We start from the raw sequence: 13907 nt of genomic DNA on the forward strand, positions 1-13907 counted from the left end.
ACGTGCTTCCCCCACCCCCGGGCAGGACCACGTCACCCGGGGATGGAGGAGGCATGGGGTCGCGTCGGTAGGCTGGCCGATCGTGTCCGCCGCCGTACCTGCCACCGACGTGGTGGCGATCCTCGTCAGCCACGACGGGGCGACGTGGCTGCCCTCGGTCCTGGCGGGCCTCGCCGAGCAGACGCACGCCCCGTCGGGCGTCGTCGCCGTGGACACCGGCAGCAAGGACGACAGTCGCCGCCTGCTGGAGGAGGCCCACCCGGGTTCGGTGCTGGGCGTCCAGCGCCACACCGCCTACCCGGAGGCCGTCGACGCCGCCCTCACCCACCTGCGTGAGCAGGGCGAGCAGCCCGAATGGGTGTGGCTGCTGCACGACGACTCCCGCCCGGCGCCCACGGCCCTGGCGGCCCTCCTCGCGGCCGCCGCCGACCGGCCCGACGCCGACTTGCTCGGTCCCAAGCTCCGTGAGTGGCCCTCGCTGCGCCGCCTGCTCGAGTTCGGCGTGACGATGAGCGGCACGGGTCGGCGCGAGACCGGCCTGGAGCGCGGCGAGTACGACCAGGGCCAGTACGCCGAGGTCCGCGAGGTCTTCGCGGTCCACTCCGCCGGCATGCTCGTCCGGCGCCGGGTGCTGGAGCAGCTCGGCGGCTTCGACGAGCACCTGCCGATCTTCGGTAACGACCTCGACCTGGGCTGGCGTGCCGCGTCGGCCGGCCACACCACGCTCGCGGTCCCCGACGCGGTCGTCTTCCACGCCGAGGCCGCCCATCGCGGCATCCGCTCCACCCCGCTCACCGGCCGCCACACCCACTTCCAGGAACGACGGGCCGCACTCCACACGCTGCTGGTCAACTCCCACGGCTGGCGGTTCTGGTGGCGCGCCGTACGCCTGGTGCTCGCCTCGTTGTTGCGGGTGCTCGGATTCCTGGTCGTCCGGTCCCCGGGCGAGGCCGCCGACGAGCTCGCGGCCTTGGCCGCGGTCTACGCCCGCCCCGGACAGGTGTTCGCCGGCCGCCGGGCACGACGTCGTGCCCGTGGTGACGCCCCGCCCGACCTCGACCGGGTCCGACGACTCTTCGCTCCGTGGTGGCTGCCCTACCGCCACGGGCTGGACTTCGTCGTCGACCTCGTGGCGGCCGCCTCCAACCAGGCGGCCGACGTGGCCGAGCGTCGCCGCATCGCCGCGGCCGAGCGCGACCCCGCCAAACAGGCGCCCCGACACAGCAGCGACGAGGAGGACCTCGTCGACTCCGGCTGGGTGGTGCGCTTCCTCACCGACCCGATCGCGGTGCTCCTCGCCGTGCTCGGCCTGGCCTACCTCGTCGGTGCGCGGGACGTCCTCGGTCCCGTGGTCGGTCAGGCGCTGTCAGCGGCGCCCACCGACACCGGTGCCTGGTGGCAGCTGCACACCTCGGCCGTGCACCCCGTCGAGTTCGGCAGCGAGGTGCCCGCACCCGCGCACGTGCCCCTGCTGGCCGTGCTCGCGACGGTGACCGGTGGCCCCGCCGCCGCGGTGTCGCTCACGTTCCTGCTCTCGGTGCCGATCGCACTGTGGGGCGCGTGGCGCTTCCTGCGGGTCGGGACCCGCTTCCTCAGCCGCTACGGCGCGCCGCGCTGGATGCTGCTCGGCGGCTCGCTGGGCTACGCGGTGCTGCCGCTGGTCTCGGGCGCCTGGGACACCGGTCGACTCGGGATCGTCGTGGTGGCCGCGCTCCTGCCGTGGCTCGCCCACGCCGCCCTCGGCTTCGCCGACCCCGCCCCGGACCGGCGCCACCAGGCCGGCTGGCGGTGCGGCCTGGTGCTGGCCGTCGGCGCCGCCGCGGCGCCGGTGCTGTGGTGGTGCTGGCTCCTGCTGCTGGTGGTGGCACTGGTCGTCGTCGCGACGGCGGCGCGACCGGTGCTGGCCGACCGCACCGCGTGGCTGCCGCCCGTCGTGGCGCTGCTGGTCCCGGCGGTGCTCCTCGCCCCGTGGTGGCTGCCGGCACTGGTCACCGACTCCGCCGGCCTGCTGCTGCTCGACGTCGGTCGCTGGCCGACGCCGGACCTGACCGGCACCGGGCTCGGGCTCGGCCGGTTCGGCGACAGCGGCGCCCCGGCATGGCTCGGCCTCGTCGCCCCGGTCCTCGCGCTGCTCGCCCTCGTGCCGCGTCCCACCCGCCTCCCGGTCCTGCTGTGCTGGGTCGTGGCGACGCTGGCGCTCGTCACCGGGCTCGCCCTCGGCTCGCTGCGCGTGGCGCCGCTGGACCAGCAGCCCGGCCTGGGCGTCCCGATGCTGCTGGCACACGCCAGCTGGGTCGCCGCCGCCGTGCTCGCCGGCCACGCGCTGCTCACGACCCGCCTGCCCGCGATCGGTCGTGGCGTCCTGATCGGCGGCGTGGTGCTGGGCCTGGCCGCGCCGGCGCTGGGAGCCGCCTGGTTCGTCGGCTGGGGTGGCGCACAGCTGCGCGACGAGCGTCCCACCGACATCCCGGCGTACATGGCCGAGCGTGCGGAGTCCGGTGACCAGTACGGCGTGCTGGTCGTGGAGGGCTCGGTCGCCGACGGCGTCACCTACCGGGTGTACCGCGACGAGGGTCTCACCCTCGGCCGCGACCAGGTCGCCGCCTTCACCGCGGAGGACCCGGAGGTCACCGCGATGGTCACCGAGCTGGCCACCGCCCCCAACCGCGAGGTGATCGGCCAGCTGGCCGAGCGTGGCATCGCCTTCATCGTCATGCCCGCCCCGGTGGACGGCACCGTCGCGGTGGGCATCGACGCGACCGGCGGCGTACGCCGCGCCAGCGCCGAGGACCGGTCCACCCGCGCCTGGCGCCTGCTGGACGAACCCGCGGCCGACGCCGTCGTCGCAGAGGGCTCGCCCTCCCGTACCGCGCTCCTGCTGCTGCAGGGCCTCGCGCTGCCGGTGGTCGTCGTCCTCAGCCTGCCCACGATCCGGAGGGCCCGCCCATGACCGGCCGCAGCGCACCCCGTCGGCTCGACCCCGTGATCGCCTTGGCGGTCCTCCTGCCGCTGCTCGCGCTGCTCAGCGTCGCGCTGCTGCAGCCGACCGCCCCGGAGCAGACGGTCACCGGACCCAGCTCGGCAGCGCTCAACCGACTCTCGGTCGCCTGCCCGACCCCGGTCCAGCGCCCGGCCGGGGACCTCCAACTCACCCGGGGAGCCGGTGGCGGCGATGGGCCCGTCCAGCTGCGGGTCAACCGCGACGACCGCCTCGAGTCCCGCGACCGCGTCCGTGTGGACGACGGCGTCACCGAGGCTCCCGACAGTGGCGGGGCCGCCGTGGCCACCGGTCGCGGCGACGCGGCACCGGGCCTGGTCGCCGGACGCGACGAGGCCGGCGCGGTGCCGGAGTGCCGCAGCCCCTGGTACGACGACTGGTTCGTCGGCGCCGGTGCAACGGCGCGGCAGGCGACCGTGATCGAGCTGGTCAACCCCGACGCGTCGGCGGCCGTGGTCAACATCGACGTCCACGGCCCGACCGGCCCCATCGAGGACGCCTCGTGGAGCGGGGTCACGGTGCCCGGGAACGGCGTGCGGTGGGTCCGGCTCGCCGAGCGCCCGGCACGCCGCGCGATCGCGGCGCACGTCCAGGTCGACCAGGGCCGGGTGCGTGCGTTCGCGCGCCACACCTTCGACCGGCTGGGCCAGGGCACGGCCACGACGGACTACCTCCACGCCCAGCAGCAGCCCGCCGAGGAGAACCTGCTGCTCGGCGTACCGACGCGGGGCGCGCAGCGGTCGCTGTTCCTGGCCAACCCCGGCGACGACGAGGTACGGGCGACGGTGCGGATCGTCACCGAGCAGTCGACGTTGGTGCCCAGCGGGACCGAACGGATCACGGTGCCACCGCGTGCCCACGTCCAGTTCCCGCTGGCCGACCTGCTCGACGCCGATGCCGCCGAGGGTGCGCTCGGGCTGCTGGTGGAGTCCACGGCGCCCGTCGTCGCGGGAGCCCGCGGCCTGGTCGACCGGGACCTCGTCGCGGTCGGGCCCGCGACGGCGTACGACGAGCCGATGACGGCGGTCGTGCCCACCGGCCAGAAGACGCTGATCGCCGGCGGCGCGAGCCGGACCGGCGTCGTCCGGGTGACCGCGACCGCGGCGGACGGACGCACCATCTGGGACGGGAAGCGGTTCGAGATCGCCGCCGACCAGGCCCTGCGGGTGGAGCTCCCGGACCCGGCGGTGCGGGTCCAGGTGGTCGGTCGGCGGACGCCGGTGGCCGCCACGGTGTTGGTCGACGACCGACGGGGCAGGGGCACCGTGCGGTTGGCGCCGGCACCTGTCGAGGCCGAGGTCCCCGACGTCCGGCCTGCCCGGTAGGGCTCCGGCCGGATCGGTGGGGACCGACTCAGCCGTAGCGCGGGTCGACCCGCTCCGGGGGGATGCCGAGCAGCTCGGCCACCTGCTCGACGACCACCGTCAGGACCATCGCCTCCAGGTCGGCGCGATCGCGGGCCCGCCGCTCGATCGGGCGGCGGAAGACCACCAGCCGGGTCGGTCGCGCCCCCGTGCCGCGGACCAGCGAGGACAGCGGCACGGAGCGCGTCGTCCAGTCGTCGGGCAGCTGCGGGGTGTCCTCGACGGCGTACTCGACCAGCCCCAGCTCCTCGGACCACTGGCCGTCGACCTCGGCGACGACGTCGAGCACGAGCTGGTCGAAGTACTCGCGGCTGCCGCGTGGGCGCGGCGGCCGGTGACCGGGGCGGAGGGGGAGCACTGCGGGGCCCCGCATGCCGCGCGCCCGCCGGTCGCGTCGGACCCGCCGGACGTGGTCGGTGGCGTCGAAATCGTCCGGCTGCACGCCCGCGAGCCTATCGGCCACGTCGGGCACCGGACGGTAGCGTCGCCCGCGTGAGTTTGGCCCGACGGTGTTCCCGGACGGCATGTGCACGTCCCGCGATCGCGACCCTGACCTATGTCTATGCGGACAAGACCGCGGTGCTGGGTCCGCTGGCCACCTATGCCGAGCCCCACGCCTACGACCTGTGCGAGACCCACAGCGAGCGGCTCTCGGCACCGCGTGGCTGGGAGGTGCTCCGGCTGGCGATCGACTCCGGCGAGCCCGAGCCCAGCGAGGACGACCTGCTGGCCCTGGCCAACGCCGTGCGCGAGGCGGCGCGGCCGATCCAGGAGCCGCCCCCGCCGCCGGTCCGGGAGACCGGTCGGGAGGTGGCCCGCAAGGGTCACCTGCGGGTGCTGACCTCCGACTGAGCCGGGGTCACCATCGTCTAGGCTCCCCCCATGGCGTCGACCTGTTCCCCGGAGAACCTCGCGGCCGTCTTCAAGGCCTACGACGTGCGCGGCACCGTCCCGGACCAACTCGACGACGACTTCGCGCGCGCCGCCGGCGCGGCCTTCGTCCAGGTCCTGCAGGCGCCGGCGATCGTGGTGGGTTACGACATGCGCCCGAGCTCGCCGGACCTCGCCGGGGCGTTCGCCGACGGTGCGACGGCCGCCGGCGCCGACGTCACCATGGTGGGCCTGGCCTCGACCGACCAGCTGTACTTCGCCTCCGGGCACCTGGAGCTCCCGGGAGCCATGTTCACCGCGAGCCACAACCCGGCGCAGTACAACGGCATCAAGCTGTGCCGTGCCCTGGCCCAGCCGGTGGGGCAGGACAGCGGCCTCGCCGAGATCCGCGACCGGATGGCGGCGGGGGAGGCCCCGACCGTCGCCGGCACCGGGTCGGTGAAGTCCCACGACGTGCTGCACGCCTACGCCGCACACCTGCTCTCGCTGGCCCCGATCAAGGGACGCCAGCTCAAGGTGGTCGTCGATGCCGGCAACGGCATGGCCGGTCACACCGCGCCCGCGGTCTTCGAGCGCATCGCGGACCAGATCGAGGTGGTCCCGATGTACTTCGAGCTCGACGGCACCTTCCCCCACCACGAGGCGAATCCCATCGAGGCCGCCAACCTCGTCGACCTCCAGGAGCGGGTGGTCGCCGAGGGCGCCGACGCCGGTCTGGCCTTCGACGGCGACGCCGACCGCTGCTTCGTCATCGACGAGCGGGGTCGCGCGGTGTCGCCCTCGACGCTCACCGCACTCATCGCGACCCGCGAGCTCGAGAAGGAGCCCGGGGCCACGGTGATCCACAACCTGATCACCTCGCGCGCCGTACCGGAGATCGTCGCCGAGCAGGGCGGCACACCGGTCCGCACCCGGGTCGGCCACTCCTTCATCAAGACGACCATGGCCGAGACCGACGCGGTCTTCGGTGGCGAGCACAGCGGACACTTCTACTTCCGCGACTTCTGGCGCGCGGACTCCGGCATGCTCGCCGCGCTCCACGCGCTCGCGGCCCTGGCCGAGGGCGACCTGCCGCTGTCGGCCCTGCTCGCGGAGTACGAGCGGTACCCGATGAGCGGCGAGATCAACTCCGAGGTCGAGGACCAGCAGGCGGTCCTGACCGAACTGGAGGCCACCTACGGTGCCCGTGACGGCGTCAGCCTGGACCACCTGGACGGGCTCAGTATCAGCCACGCCGACTGGTCCCTCAACGTGCGGGCCAGCAACACCGAGCCGCTGCTGCGGCTCAACGCGGAGGGGAAGGACGAAGCGACCATGACCGAGGTGCGCGACGAGGCGCTGGCGATCATCAGGAGTGGCCGATGAGCGAGTCCGTGCTGCCCCAGGAGCTGCTGGACATCATCGTGTGCCCGGACTGCCACGGTGCCCTGACCCCCGCCCCCTCGACGCTGACCTGCACCGGCTGCGGCCTGGTGTACCCGATCCGGGACCAGATCCCGGTCCTCCTCGTCGACGAGGCGACCCGCCCCACCCCATGAACTGGTTCGACGAGTCCCGCCTCGACGACGAGACCGCGCTGGGCACGGTCGACCTCCGGCTCCGCACCCTGGCCGAGTCCGGGTCGCGCGTACGCCGTGAGGCGGCCGCCGCCGAGGAGGCACTGGGCGAGGCCGTGGCGCGGGCGTCGGACGCACGTCCGCGCGCGGTGATCGCCGCGGGCCCGGACTCCCGCCTGTTGCGGGCCGTGCTCGAGCCGTGGTGCCCGGTGCCCTTCGTCGCCTGGCCCAACCCCGGATTGCCCGGCTGGGCGGGCAGCCTGGACCTCGTGGTCGTGCTGGCGCCCGAGGGCGCGGACGCCGGTGCTGCGTCGGCGGTGGCCGAGGCGGTGCGGCGCGGTTGCCAGGTGGTGGTCGCCTGTCCGGCGTCGTCGATGGTGGCCGAGCACGCCGCCGGGCGCTGGAGCACGGTCCTGCCGACGGTCACCGGCGACCAGCTCGCCACGGCCGTGGTCATGCTCGGGTTCCTCCACCAGGTCGCACTTGGCCCCGAGGCGCAGCCGGCCGAGGTCGCCGCCTCCCTGGACTCGGTCGCGATGGACTGCTCGCCCCACCGCGACATCTCCATCAACCAGGGCAAGATGCTCGCGATCTCCCTCGCCGATGCCAGTCCACTGCTGTGGGGTGGGTCGGTGCTGGCCGCGCGTGCGGCACGGCGGGTCGCCGAGAACATCCGGCGCTCGGCCGGGCGCACCGCGCTCGCGGGCGACGCCGAGCACCTGCTGCCGGTGATCGAGGCCGCTCGGCCGCGCGACGTCTTCGCCGACCCGTTCGCCGACGAGGTCGGGGAGGGGCGACCGGTGCTGGTGCTGCTCGACGACCGGGACGACGACCCGGTGGTCGCCGAGCAGCGTTCGGTGCTGCTCGAGGCCGCTCGGGACCACGACGTACGTGTGGAATCCATCACGTCCGACGCCGAGGGTGATGTCGCCCGATACGCCTCATTGCTGCTGGAAGGCACCTATGCGGCGCAGTACCTGGGCCTGGGGTTGGTGCCTTCCTGAATCGCATTCCTTGGCGCGATTCGGTATCAACGGGGTCATGTCTGCCCCCACTGCCTCACGGGACCCCTGGTTCGACAACGCCAAGATGGCCCTGGTCACGCTGGTCGTGATCGGCCACGTCTGGGCGGTGCTGCCGCAGACCGCGCTCACGCGCAATCTCTACGACTTCGTCTACCTGTGGCACATGCCGGCGTTCGTGCTGGTGGCGGGCTACCTGTCGCGGTCCTTCGACTACTCGCCGCGCCGACTGCGTGCGCTGGTGCGGACCGTGGCCGTGCCCTACCTCGTCTTCGAGGGCCTGCTCGCCCTCTACCGGACCCAGGTCGGTGGCGAGGAGATGGAGAACCTCTTCCTCGACCCGCACTGGCCGATGTGGTTCCTCGTGGCGCTGTTCTGCTGGCGACTGATGACACCGGTGTTCCGCTCGATGCCGGGCGCCGTCCCGGTGGCGGTCCTGCTGAGCCTCAGTGCGGGCATGTGGGCCTCCAGCGACACCCTCGATGTCGCCCGCATCTTCGGCCTGCTGCCCTTCTTCGTGATCGGGCTGGTGGCCACGCCGGAGCGGTTCGAGGCGCTGCGCGGGCAGGCTCCGCGGGTCCTGGCGTTGGTGGCGTTCGCGGCGATCGCACTCGTCTCGGCCAACACCGACCGCTTCGCGAGCACCGAGTGGCTCTACTACCGCACGGCGTACGACGACATGGGCGCCGCGGACGACCAGGGCATGCTCACCCGACTGGCCCTGCTGGGCATCGGCCTGGTGGGTGCGCTGGCCTGCCTGGCGCTGATGCCGCGGCGCGACGGCTGGTTCGCCCGGATGGGGTCGGCCTCGATCGTGGTCTACCTGGTGCACGGGTTCGCAGTGAAGACGGCCGTGTACGCCGGCTTCGGCGGCTGGTCGGAGAGCCACCCGTGGCTCGGCCTGCTGCTGGGCACCGCGGGCGCGATCCTCGTGGCCCTGTTCCTGGCCTGGTCGCCGGTCACCCGGCGGCTGGAGGTCCTCGTCGATCCCGTCGGGTCCTGGCAACGCCTGCGGACCCGCCGGCGCGAGGCCCGCCGGGAGCCGGAGCGCGATGAAGGGGCGCCGGTCGCCGAGCGCGTCTGACCTCGTCGACGCGACGGGTCGGGCGGCGCGTGCTCGTGCCGGTGATGCTCTAACCTCGTCGCCATGAGCGCGGGACTGTTCGGGCTGCTCGACGACGTGGCCGCCATCGCCCGGTTGGCCGCGGCGTCGATCGACGACGTCGGCGCGGCCGCGGGCCGGGCGACCGGCAAGGCCGCGGGCGTGGTCATCGACGACGCCGCCGTCACGCCGCAGTACGTCCACGGGCTGGCCGCCGAGCGCGAGCTGCCGATCATCAAGCAGATCGCGATCGGGTCGATCCGCAACAAGCTGCTGATCATCCTGCCCGCGGCGCTGCTCCTGTCGGCGTTCCTGCCCGCGGCACTGCCCGTGCTGCTGATGCTCGGCGGCACGTATCTCGCCTTCGAGGGCGCCGAGAAGATCTGGGGCAAGCTCGCCGGCCACGACGCCCACGCCGCTCCGGTGACCGAGGTCGGTCCGGAGGCGGAGAAGCGGATGGTGGCCGGGGCGATCCGCACCGACCTGATCCTCTCCGCGGAGATCATGGTGATCGCGCTGTCGACGATCGCCGACGACGGCGGCTTCTGGCTCCAGTTGTTCACGTTGCTGGTGGTGGCCGTCGTCATCACCGCGGGCGTCTACGGGGCGGTGGCGCTGATCGTGAAGATGGACGACATCGGGCTCGCCCTGGCCGACGGCGCCACCGGGTTCCGCGAGCGGTTCGGCCGGGGGATGGTCGCCGCGATGCCGCGGGTGCTGGCGGTGATCACCGTGGTCGGCACGGTCGCCATGCTCTGGGTCGGCGGTCACCTCCTGTTGGTCAACGTCCACGACCTCGGCTGGTGGGAGGCGCCGTACGACTGGGTGCACCACCTGGAGGAGGACATCCACCACGCGGTGGCCGGCATCGGCGGGTTCCTCGCCTGGTGCGTGAACACCCTCGTCTCGGCGTTGATCGGCCTGGCGGTCGGCGCCGTGGTCGTGGTCGTCATGCACCTGCTGCCGTTCCGCAAGGAGCACTGACCCACCGCCGTCGCCGAGTCGGCGTGACTCCGCTCGGCAGGCCACTGGCCCCGCTCGTGGGCGGGGTGTGGTGGCGGGGTCATCGTCGGTGGGTCTGCCGGTGGTCGAGCCTGTCGAGGGTGCAGGTGCCGTGGTGGTCGACGAGGAATTGGTGGCCGTGGGGGCTGGTCCAGAGGTACTGGCCGGGGTCGAGGACGGTGTAGCCCCAGGTGGAGTGGGTCTTGGCCCGGTGGTGACTGCGGCAGAGCGGGACCAGGTTGCAGGGACATGTCGAGCCACCCGCGGCGTGGGGTGTGGCGTGGTCGAGATCGCAACGCGTGGCGCGGCGTTGGCAGTGGGGGAAGGCGCAGTGGGGGTCGCGGAGCTGCACGTGGCGGCGGTGGCGGTCGGGGATTTCGTAGGCCTCGACAGGCTCGTGGCCGGTCAGGTCGATGACGGGCCGGACGATGACGGTGGTGCCCGGGGTGCCGCACCAGTCGCGGACCTGCCCGGTGGTGACGGGACTGCGGGTGTTGCCCAACCGTCCGATGGTCTCGCCGTCAGTGGTGAGGGCGGTGTCGGTGACGTGGACGTGCAGGTCGACCGTGCGGCGTTTCCTGGAGGTGGGGTCCTTGGTGGTCGAGCCGTGCTCGTGAGGGACGAGCGAGCGCGTGTCGAGACCCAGGGGCTGGTTGCCGCGGGCGAGGTCGCCGGCGGCCATGGAGCGGCGTACGTCGCGTGAGGCGTCACAGCCCAGGTCGGCGAGCTCTCGGGCGCGGTCGCTGATCGCGGCGTCCAGGTCGAGGGCGTCGGCGGTGTCGAGGATCCCGTCGACGGCGACGGTGCCCTCAGTCCCGGCGTCGTGGGTGTGGACGTCGAACCGGCGCCCGTCGGCGGCCTCCCGGCGTCGCTGCTCGGCGGCGGTGGGGTCGAACCGGGCCAGTGCCTCCTCGACCAGCCGGTCGACCTGGGCGAAGGTGCAGGTCGCGGCGAACGTGGCCAGGTGCCGGTCGACGTGGGCCGCAGCGTCTGCCGGGAGCAGTCGGGTGCCCTCGGCGATCTTGAGTGCTCGCCACACCGGCACCCGTCCCGCGAGCACGGCCTCCCAGATCGAGGGCAGCCGGTGGGCGGTCTCGAGGACCTTCCCCACGTAGTCCCGCCCACCCACGGTCGAGCGGCCCAGTACGGCGCACAGCTCCATCAACGCGAACTCACTCACCAACGGTGCACCCTCGCCGGCGATCGGCACGCCGGTGTCGACGTACCCATCACTGATCGTGGCCGCATCCGCCGACTCCTGGACGGTGTTGAGTCCGGCCCAGGCCACGATGTCGCGGGCCTCGCGGACCTCGGAGTCCCGCCGTAGCGCCGCCTCGGCCCGCACCGAGCCCAGCAGTTCCGCGGTGGAGCGGTGCGGGTGCGGGTGGGTGGTCATGGGTTCAGTAGATCACCGGCCACCGACATCTCGACCCGATGAAACAAGGACCTGTGGACGGGTCGCGAGGAGCGGTTCGACGGGGTCTCGACTCGACGCCGCTCGTCCCTCGCGGCGCCGGCTCGACCAACAAGGGGCCGCGCCCCTCACCGCGCCGGCTCGACCTGCAAGAGGACGCGACTCCTGTGGTGCGTCCCGGGGTGCGACGCGGAGCCCGCGTGACGAGGATTGCACGTGGGCGGCGTGGACTTTGTAACCTGTTCAACGTCCTGTGCGGGAGACCCCGAAGAAGTGCAGACGCACTGCAGAGACCGACAGCGATGTAGTGAGGAAATCTCCATGGACTACAAGGTTGCTGATCTTTCCCTGGCCGACTACGGCCGGATGGAGATCGCCCTGGCCGAGCACGAGATGCCCGGTCTGATGGCGATGCGCGAGCGGTACGCCGACGCGCAGCCGCTCAAGGGAGCGCGGATCGCCGGCTCCCTGCACATGACCATCCAGACCGCGGTGCTCATCGAGACCCTGGTCGCGCTCGGCGCCGACGTGCGCTGGGCCTCGTGCAACATCTTCTCCACCCAGGACCACGCGGCCGCGGCCGTCGTCGTCGGCCGTCCCGAGACCGGGGGCACCGCCGAGAACCCCCAGGGCACCCCCGTCTTCGCCTGGAAGGGCGAGACCCTCGGTGAGTACTGGGACCTGGCCGAGCAGGTCTTCGACTTCGACGGCGAGGGCCCGAACATGCTCCTCGACGACGGTGGCGACATCACGCTGCTGGTGCACAAGGGCGTGGAGTTCGAGAAGGCCGGCGAGGCGCCGTCCCCCGACAGCACCGACAACGAGGAGTTCAAGGAGGTGCTGCGCGTCCTCAACCGCTCGCTGGCCGACGACCCGCAGCGCTGGACCACGATCGCCAACGGCATCAAGGGTGTCTCGGAGGAGACCACCACCGGTGTGCTGCGGCTCTACGAGCGCTTCAAGGAGGGCTCGCTCCTCTTCCCGGCGATCAACGTCAACGACTCGGTCACCAAGTCCAAGTTCGACAACAAGTACGGCTGCCGCCACAGCCTCGTCGACGGCCTCAACCGCGCGACCGACGTCCTCATCGGTGGCAAGGTCGCCGTCGTGGCCGGCTACGGCGACGTCGGCAAGGGCTGCGCGGACTCGCTGCGCGGCCAGGGTGCCCGCGTCATCGTCACCGAGATCGACCCCATCTGCGCCCTGCAGGCCGCGATGGACGGCTACGAGGTCAAGCGCCTCGAGTCCGTCGTCGAGGACGCCGACATCTTCATCACCACCACGGGCAACTTCGACATCATCCGGGTCGAGCACTTCGAGCGGATGAAGCACCAGGCCATCGTGGGCAACATCGGCCACTTCGACAACGAGATCGACATGGCCGGTCTCGCGAAGGTCGAGGGCATCGTCAAGGAGGAGATCAAGCCGCAGGTGCACCAGTGGGTGTTCCCCGACGGCAAGAAGGTCCTCGTCCTGTCCGAGGGCCGACTGCTCAACCTCGGCAACGCGACCGGCCACCCGTCGTTCGTGATGTCGAACTCCTTCACCAACCAGGTGCTGGCCCAGATCGAGCTGTTCACCAAGGCCGCCGACTACGAGGTCGGCGTCACGGTGCTGCCCAAGCACCTCGACGAGGAGGTCGCCCGGCTCCACCTGGGTGCGCTCGGGGTCGAGCTCACCGAGCTCAACCAGGAGCAGGCCGACTACCTCGGCGTCCCCGTGGACGGTCCCTACAAGTCCGACCACTACCGCTACTGAGCACCACGGCACGAGCCGCCGTCCCGGCCACCGGGGCGGCGGTTCGTGCTGTTCCCGCCCGCCGCGATGGTTGAATGGACAGCATGACGACAGCACCCGCGGGCCGGCCGGGGGCCGGCGCCAAGGGCCGGGTCCTCGTCGTCGACGACGATGCGCCACTGGCCGAGATGCTCAGCATCGTGCTGCGCCAGGAGGGCTTCGACTCACGCGTGTGCGCCACCGGCGACGAGGCCGTCGACGCCTTCCGCGACTACCGGCCGGACCTCGTGCTGCTGGACCTGATGATGCCCGGCAAGGACGGCATCGACGTGTGCAAGGAGATCCGCGCCGAGTCCGGCATCCCCATCGTCATGCTGACCGCCAAGGGTGACACCGTCGACGTGGTGCTCGGCCTGGAGTCCGGCGCCGACGACTACGTCGTCAAGCCCTTCAAGCCCAAGGAGCTCGTCGCACGCATCCGGGCCCGCATGCGGCGTACGTCGGGCTCCGAGGCGGAGACCATCACGCTGCAGGACCTCGTCATCGACGTGGCGGGCCACGCCGTCACCCGCGACGGCGAGCCGATCTCGCTCACGCCGCTGGAGTTCGACCTGCTGCTGTGCCTGGCCCGCCGACCGTGGCAGGTCTTCACCCGCGAGGTGCTGCTCCAGGAGGTGTGGGGCTACCAGCACGCCACCGACACCCGCTTGGTCAACGTGCACGTGCAGCGCCTGCGCTCCAAGGTCGAGCGCGACCCCGAGCACCCCGAGGTGGTGCTGACCGTGCGCGGAGTCGGCTACAAGGCCGGCGCCGGGTAGGCC

General features: G+C 72.6%; 12 protein-coding genes. 10 read left to right on the top strand and 2 right to left on the bottom strand.

Features of this window, described 5'->3' with window-relative positions; genetic code table 11:
• The first annotated feature begins 82 nt into the window (after positions 1-82).
• Both KUV85_RS01630 and KUV85_RS01635 read left to right on the top strand, forming a co-directional pair.
• Positions 83-2950 (top strand): glycosyltransferase, encoded by a 2868-nt coding sequence (locus KUV85_RS01630; RefSeq protein WP_219961477.1) that lies wholly within the window; start codon positions 83-85, stop codon positions 2948-2950.
• On the top strand, positions 2947-4323 hold the full coding sequence (locus KUV85_RS01635; protein ID WP_219961478.1) for a DUF5719 family protein: 1377 nt from the start codon (positions 2947-2949) through the stop codon (positions 4321-4323). Before KUV85_RS01630 ends, KUV85_RS01635 begins: the two co-directional genes overlap by 4 nt.
• 28 nt (positions 4324-4351) lie before the next feature.
• Here KUV85_RS01635 and KUV85_RS01640 read toward each other — a convergent pair whose 3' ends face one another.
• Positions 4352-4804 carry a metallopeptidase family protein gene (locus KUV85_RS01640; RefSeq protein ID WP_219961479.1) on the bottom strand — a complete coding sequence of 151 codons (453 nt, stop codon included), beginning with the start codon at positions 4802-4804 and terminating at the stop codon, positions 4352-4354.
• A 50-nt stretch (positions 4805-4854) separates the two neighbouring features.
• Between KUV85_RS01640 and KUV85_RS01645 the strand changes: the two genes are divergently transcribed.
• From KUV85_RS01645 to KUV85_RS01670, 6 genes are all read left to right on the top strand, one after another.
• Positions 4855-5214, top strand: coding sequence for a DUF3499 domain-containing protein (locus tag KUV85_RS01645; RefSeq protein ID WP_219961480.1), 360 nt, complete (start codon positions 4855-4857; stop codon positions 5212-5214).
• Between the two features lie 30 nt (positions 5215-5244).
• Complete coding sequence (locus KUV85_RS01650; protein ID WP_219961481.1) at positions 5245-6618, top strand: phosphomannomutase/phosphoglucomutase; 1374 nt, start codon at positions 5245-5247, stop codon at positions 6616-6618.
• Positions 6615-6791: a Trm112 family protein gene (locus tag KUV85_RS01655; protein ID WP_237690181.1), complete on the top strand. Its 177-nt coding sequence runs from the start codon at positions 6615-6617 to the stop codon at positions 6789-6791. Before KUV85_RS01650 ends, KUV85_RS01655 begins: the two co-directional genes overlap by 4 nt.
• Complete coding sequence (locus KUV85_RS01660; RefSeq protein WP_219961482.1) at positions 6788-7813, top strand: SIS domain-containing protein; 1026 nt, start codon at positions 6788-6790, stop codon at positions 7811-7813. The genes KUV85_RS01655 and KUV85_RS01660 overlap by 4 nt, the downstream gene beginning before the upstream one ends.
• 37 nt (positions 7814-7850) lie before the next feature.
• Positions 7851-8915: an acyltransferase family protein gene (locus KUV85_RS01665; protein WP_219961483.1), complete on the top strand. Its 1065-nt coding sequence runs from the start codon at positions 7851-7853 to the stop codon at positions 8913-8915.
• 63 nt (positions 8916-8978) lie between these two features.
• Positions 8979-9917 (top strand): DUF808 domain-containing protein, encoded by a 939-nt coding sequence (locus KUV85_RS01670; protein WP_219961484.1) that lies wholly within the window; start codon positions 8979-8981, stop codon positions 9915-9917.
• A gap of 79 nt (positions 9918-9996) precedes the next feature.
• Here the strand turns inward: KUV85_RS01670 and KUV85_RS01675 are convergent, their stop codons facing one another.
• Entirely contained in the window at positions 9997-11331 is a 1335-nt protein-coding gene (locus KUV85_RS01675) for an HNH endonuclease signature motif containing protein (protein WP_219961485.1), read from the bottom strand.
• A gap of 339 nt (positions 11332-11670) precedes the next feature.
• On the opposite strand from KUV85_RS01675, the gene ahcY reads away from it, so the two are divergent.
• Positions 11671-13107 carry an adenosylhomocysteinase gene (gene ahcY, locus KUV85_RS01680; RefSeq protein WP_219961486.1) on the top strand — a complete coding sequence of 479 codons (1437 nt, stop codon included), beginning with the start codon at positions 11671-11673 and terminating at the stop codon, positions 13105-13107.
• Positions 13108-13181: 74 nt separating this feature from the next.
• Positions 13182-13904, top strand: coding sequence for an MtrAB system response regulator MtrA (gene mtrA, locus KUV85_RS01685; protein WP_273543996.1), 723 nt, complete (start codon positions 13182-13184; stop codon positions 13902-13904).
• Positions 13905-13907 lie beyond the last annotated feature (3 nt).

Origin of the sequence: Nocardioides panacisoli, assembly GCF_019448235.1 — a bacterium.
Lineage (GTDB): Bacteria > Actinomycetota > Actinomycetes > Propionibacteriales > Nocardioidaceae > Nocardioides > Nocardioides panacisoli_A.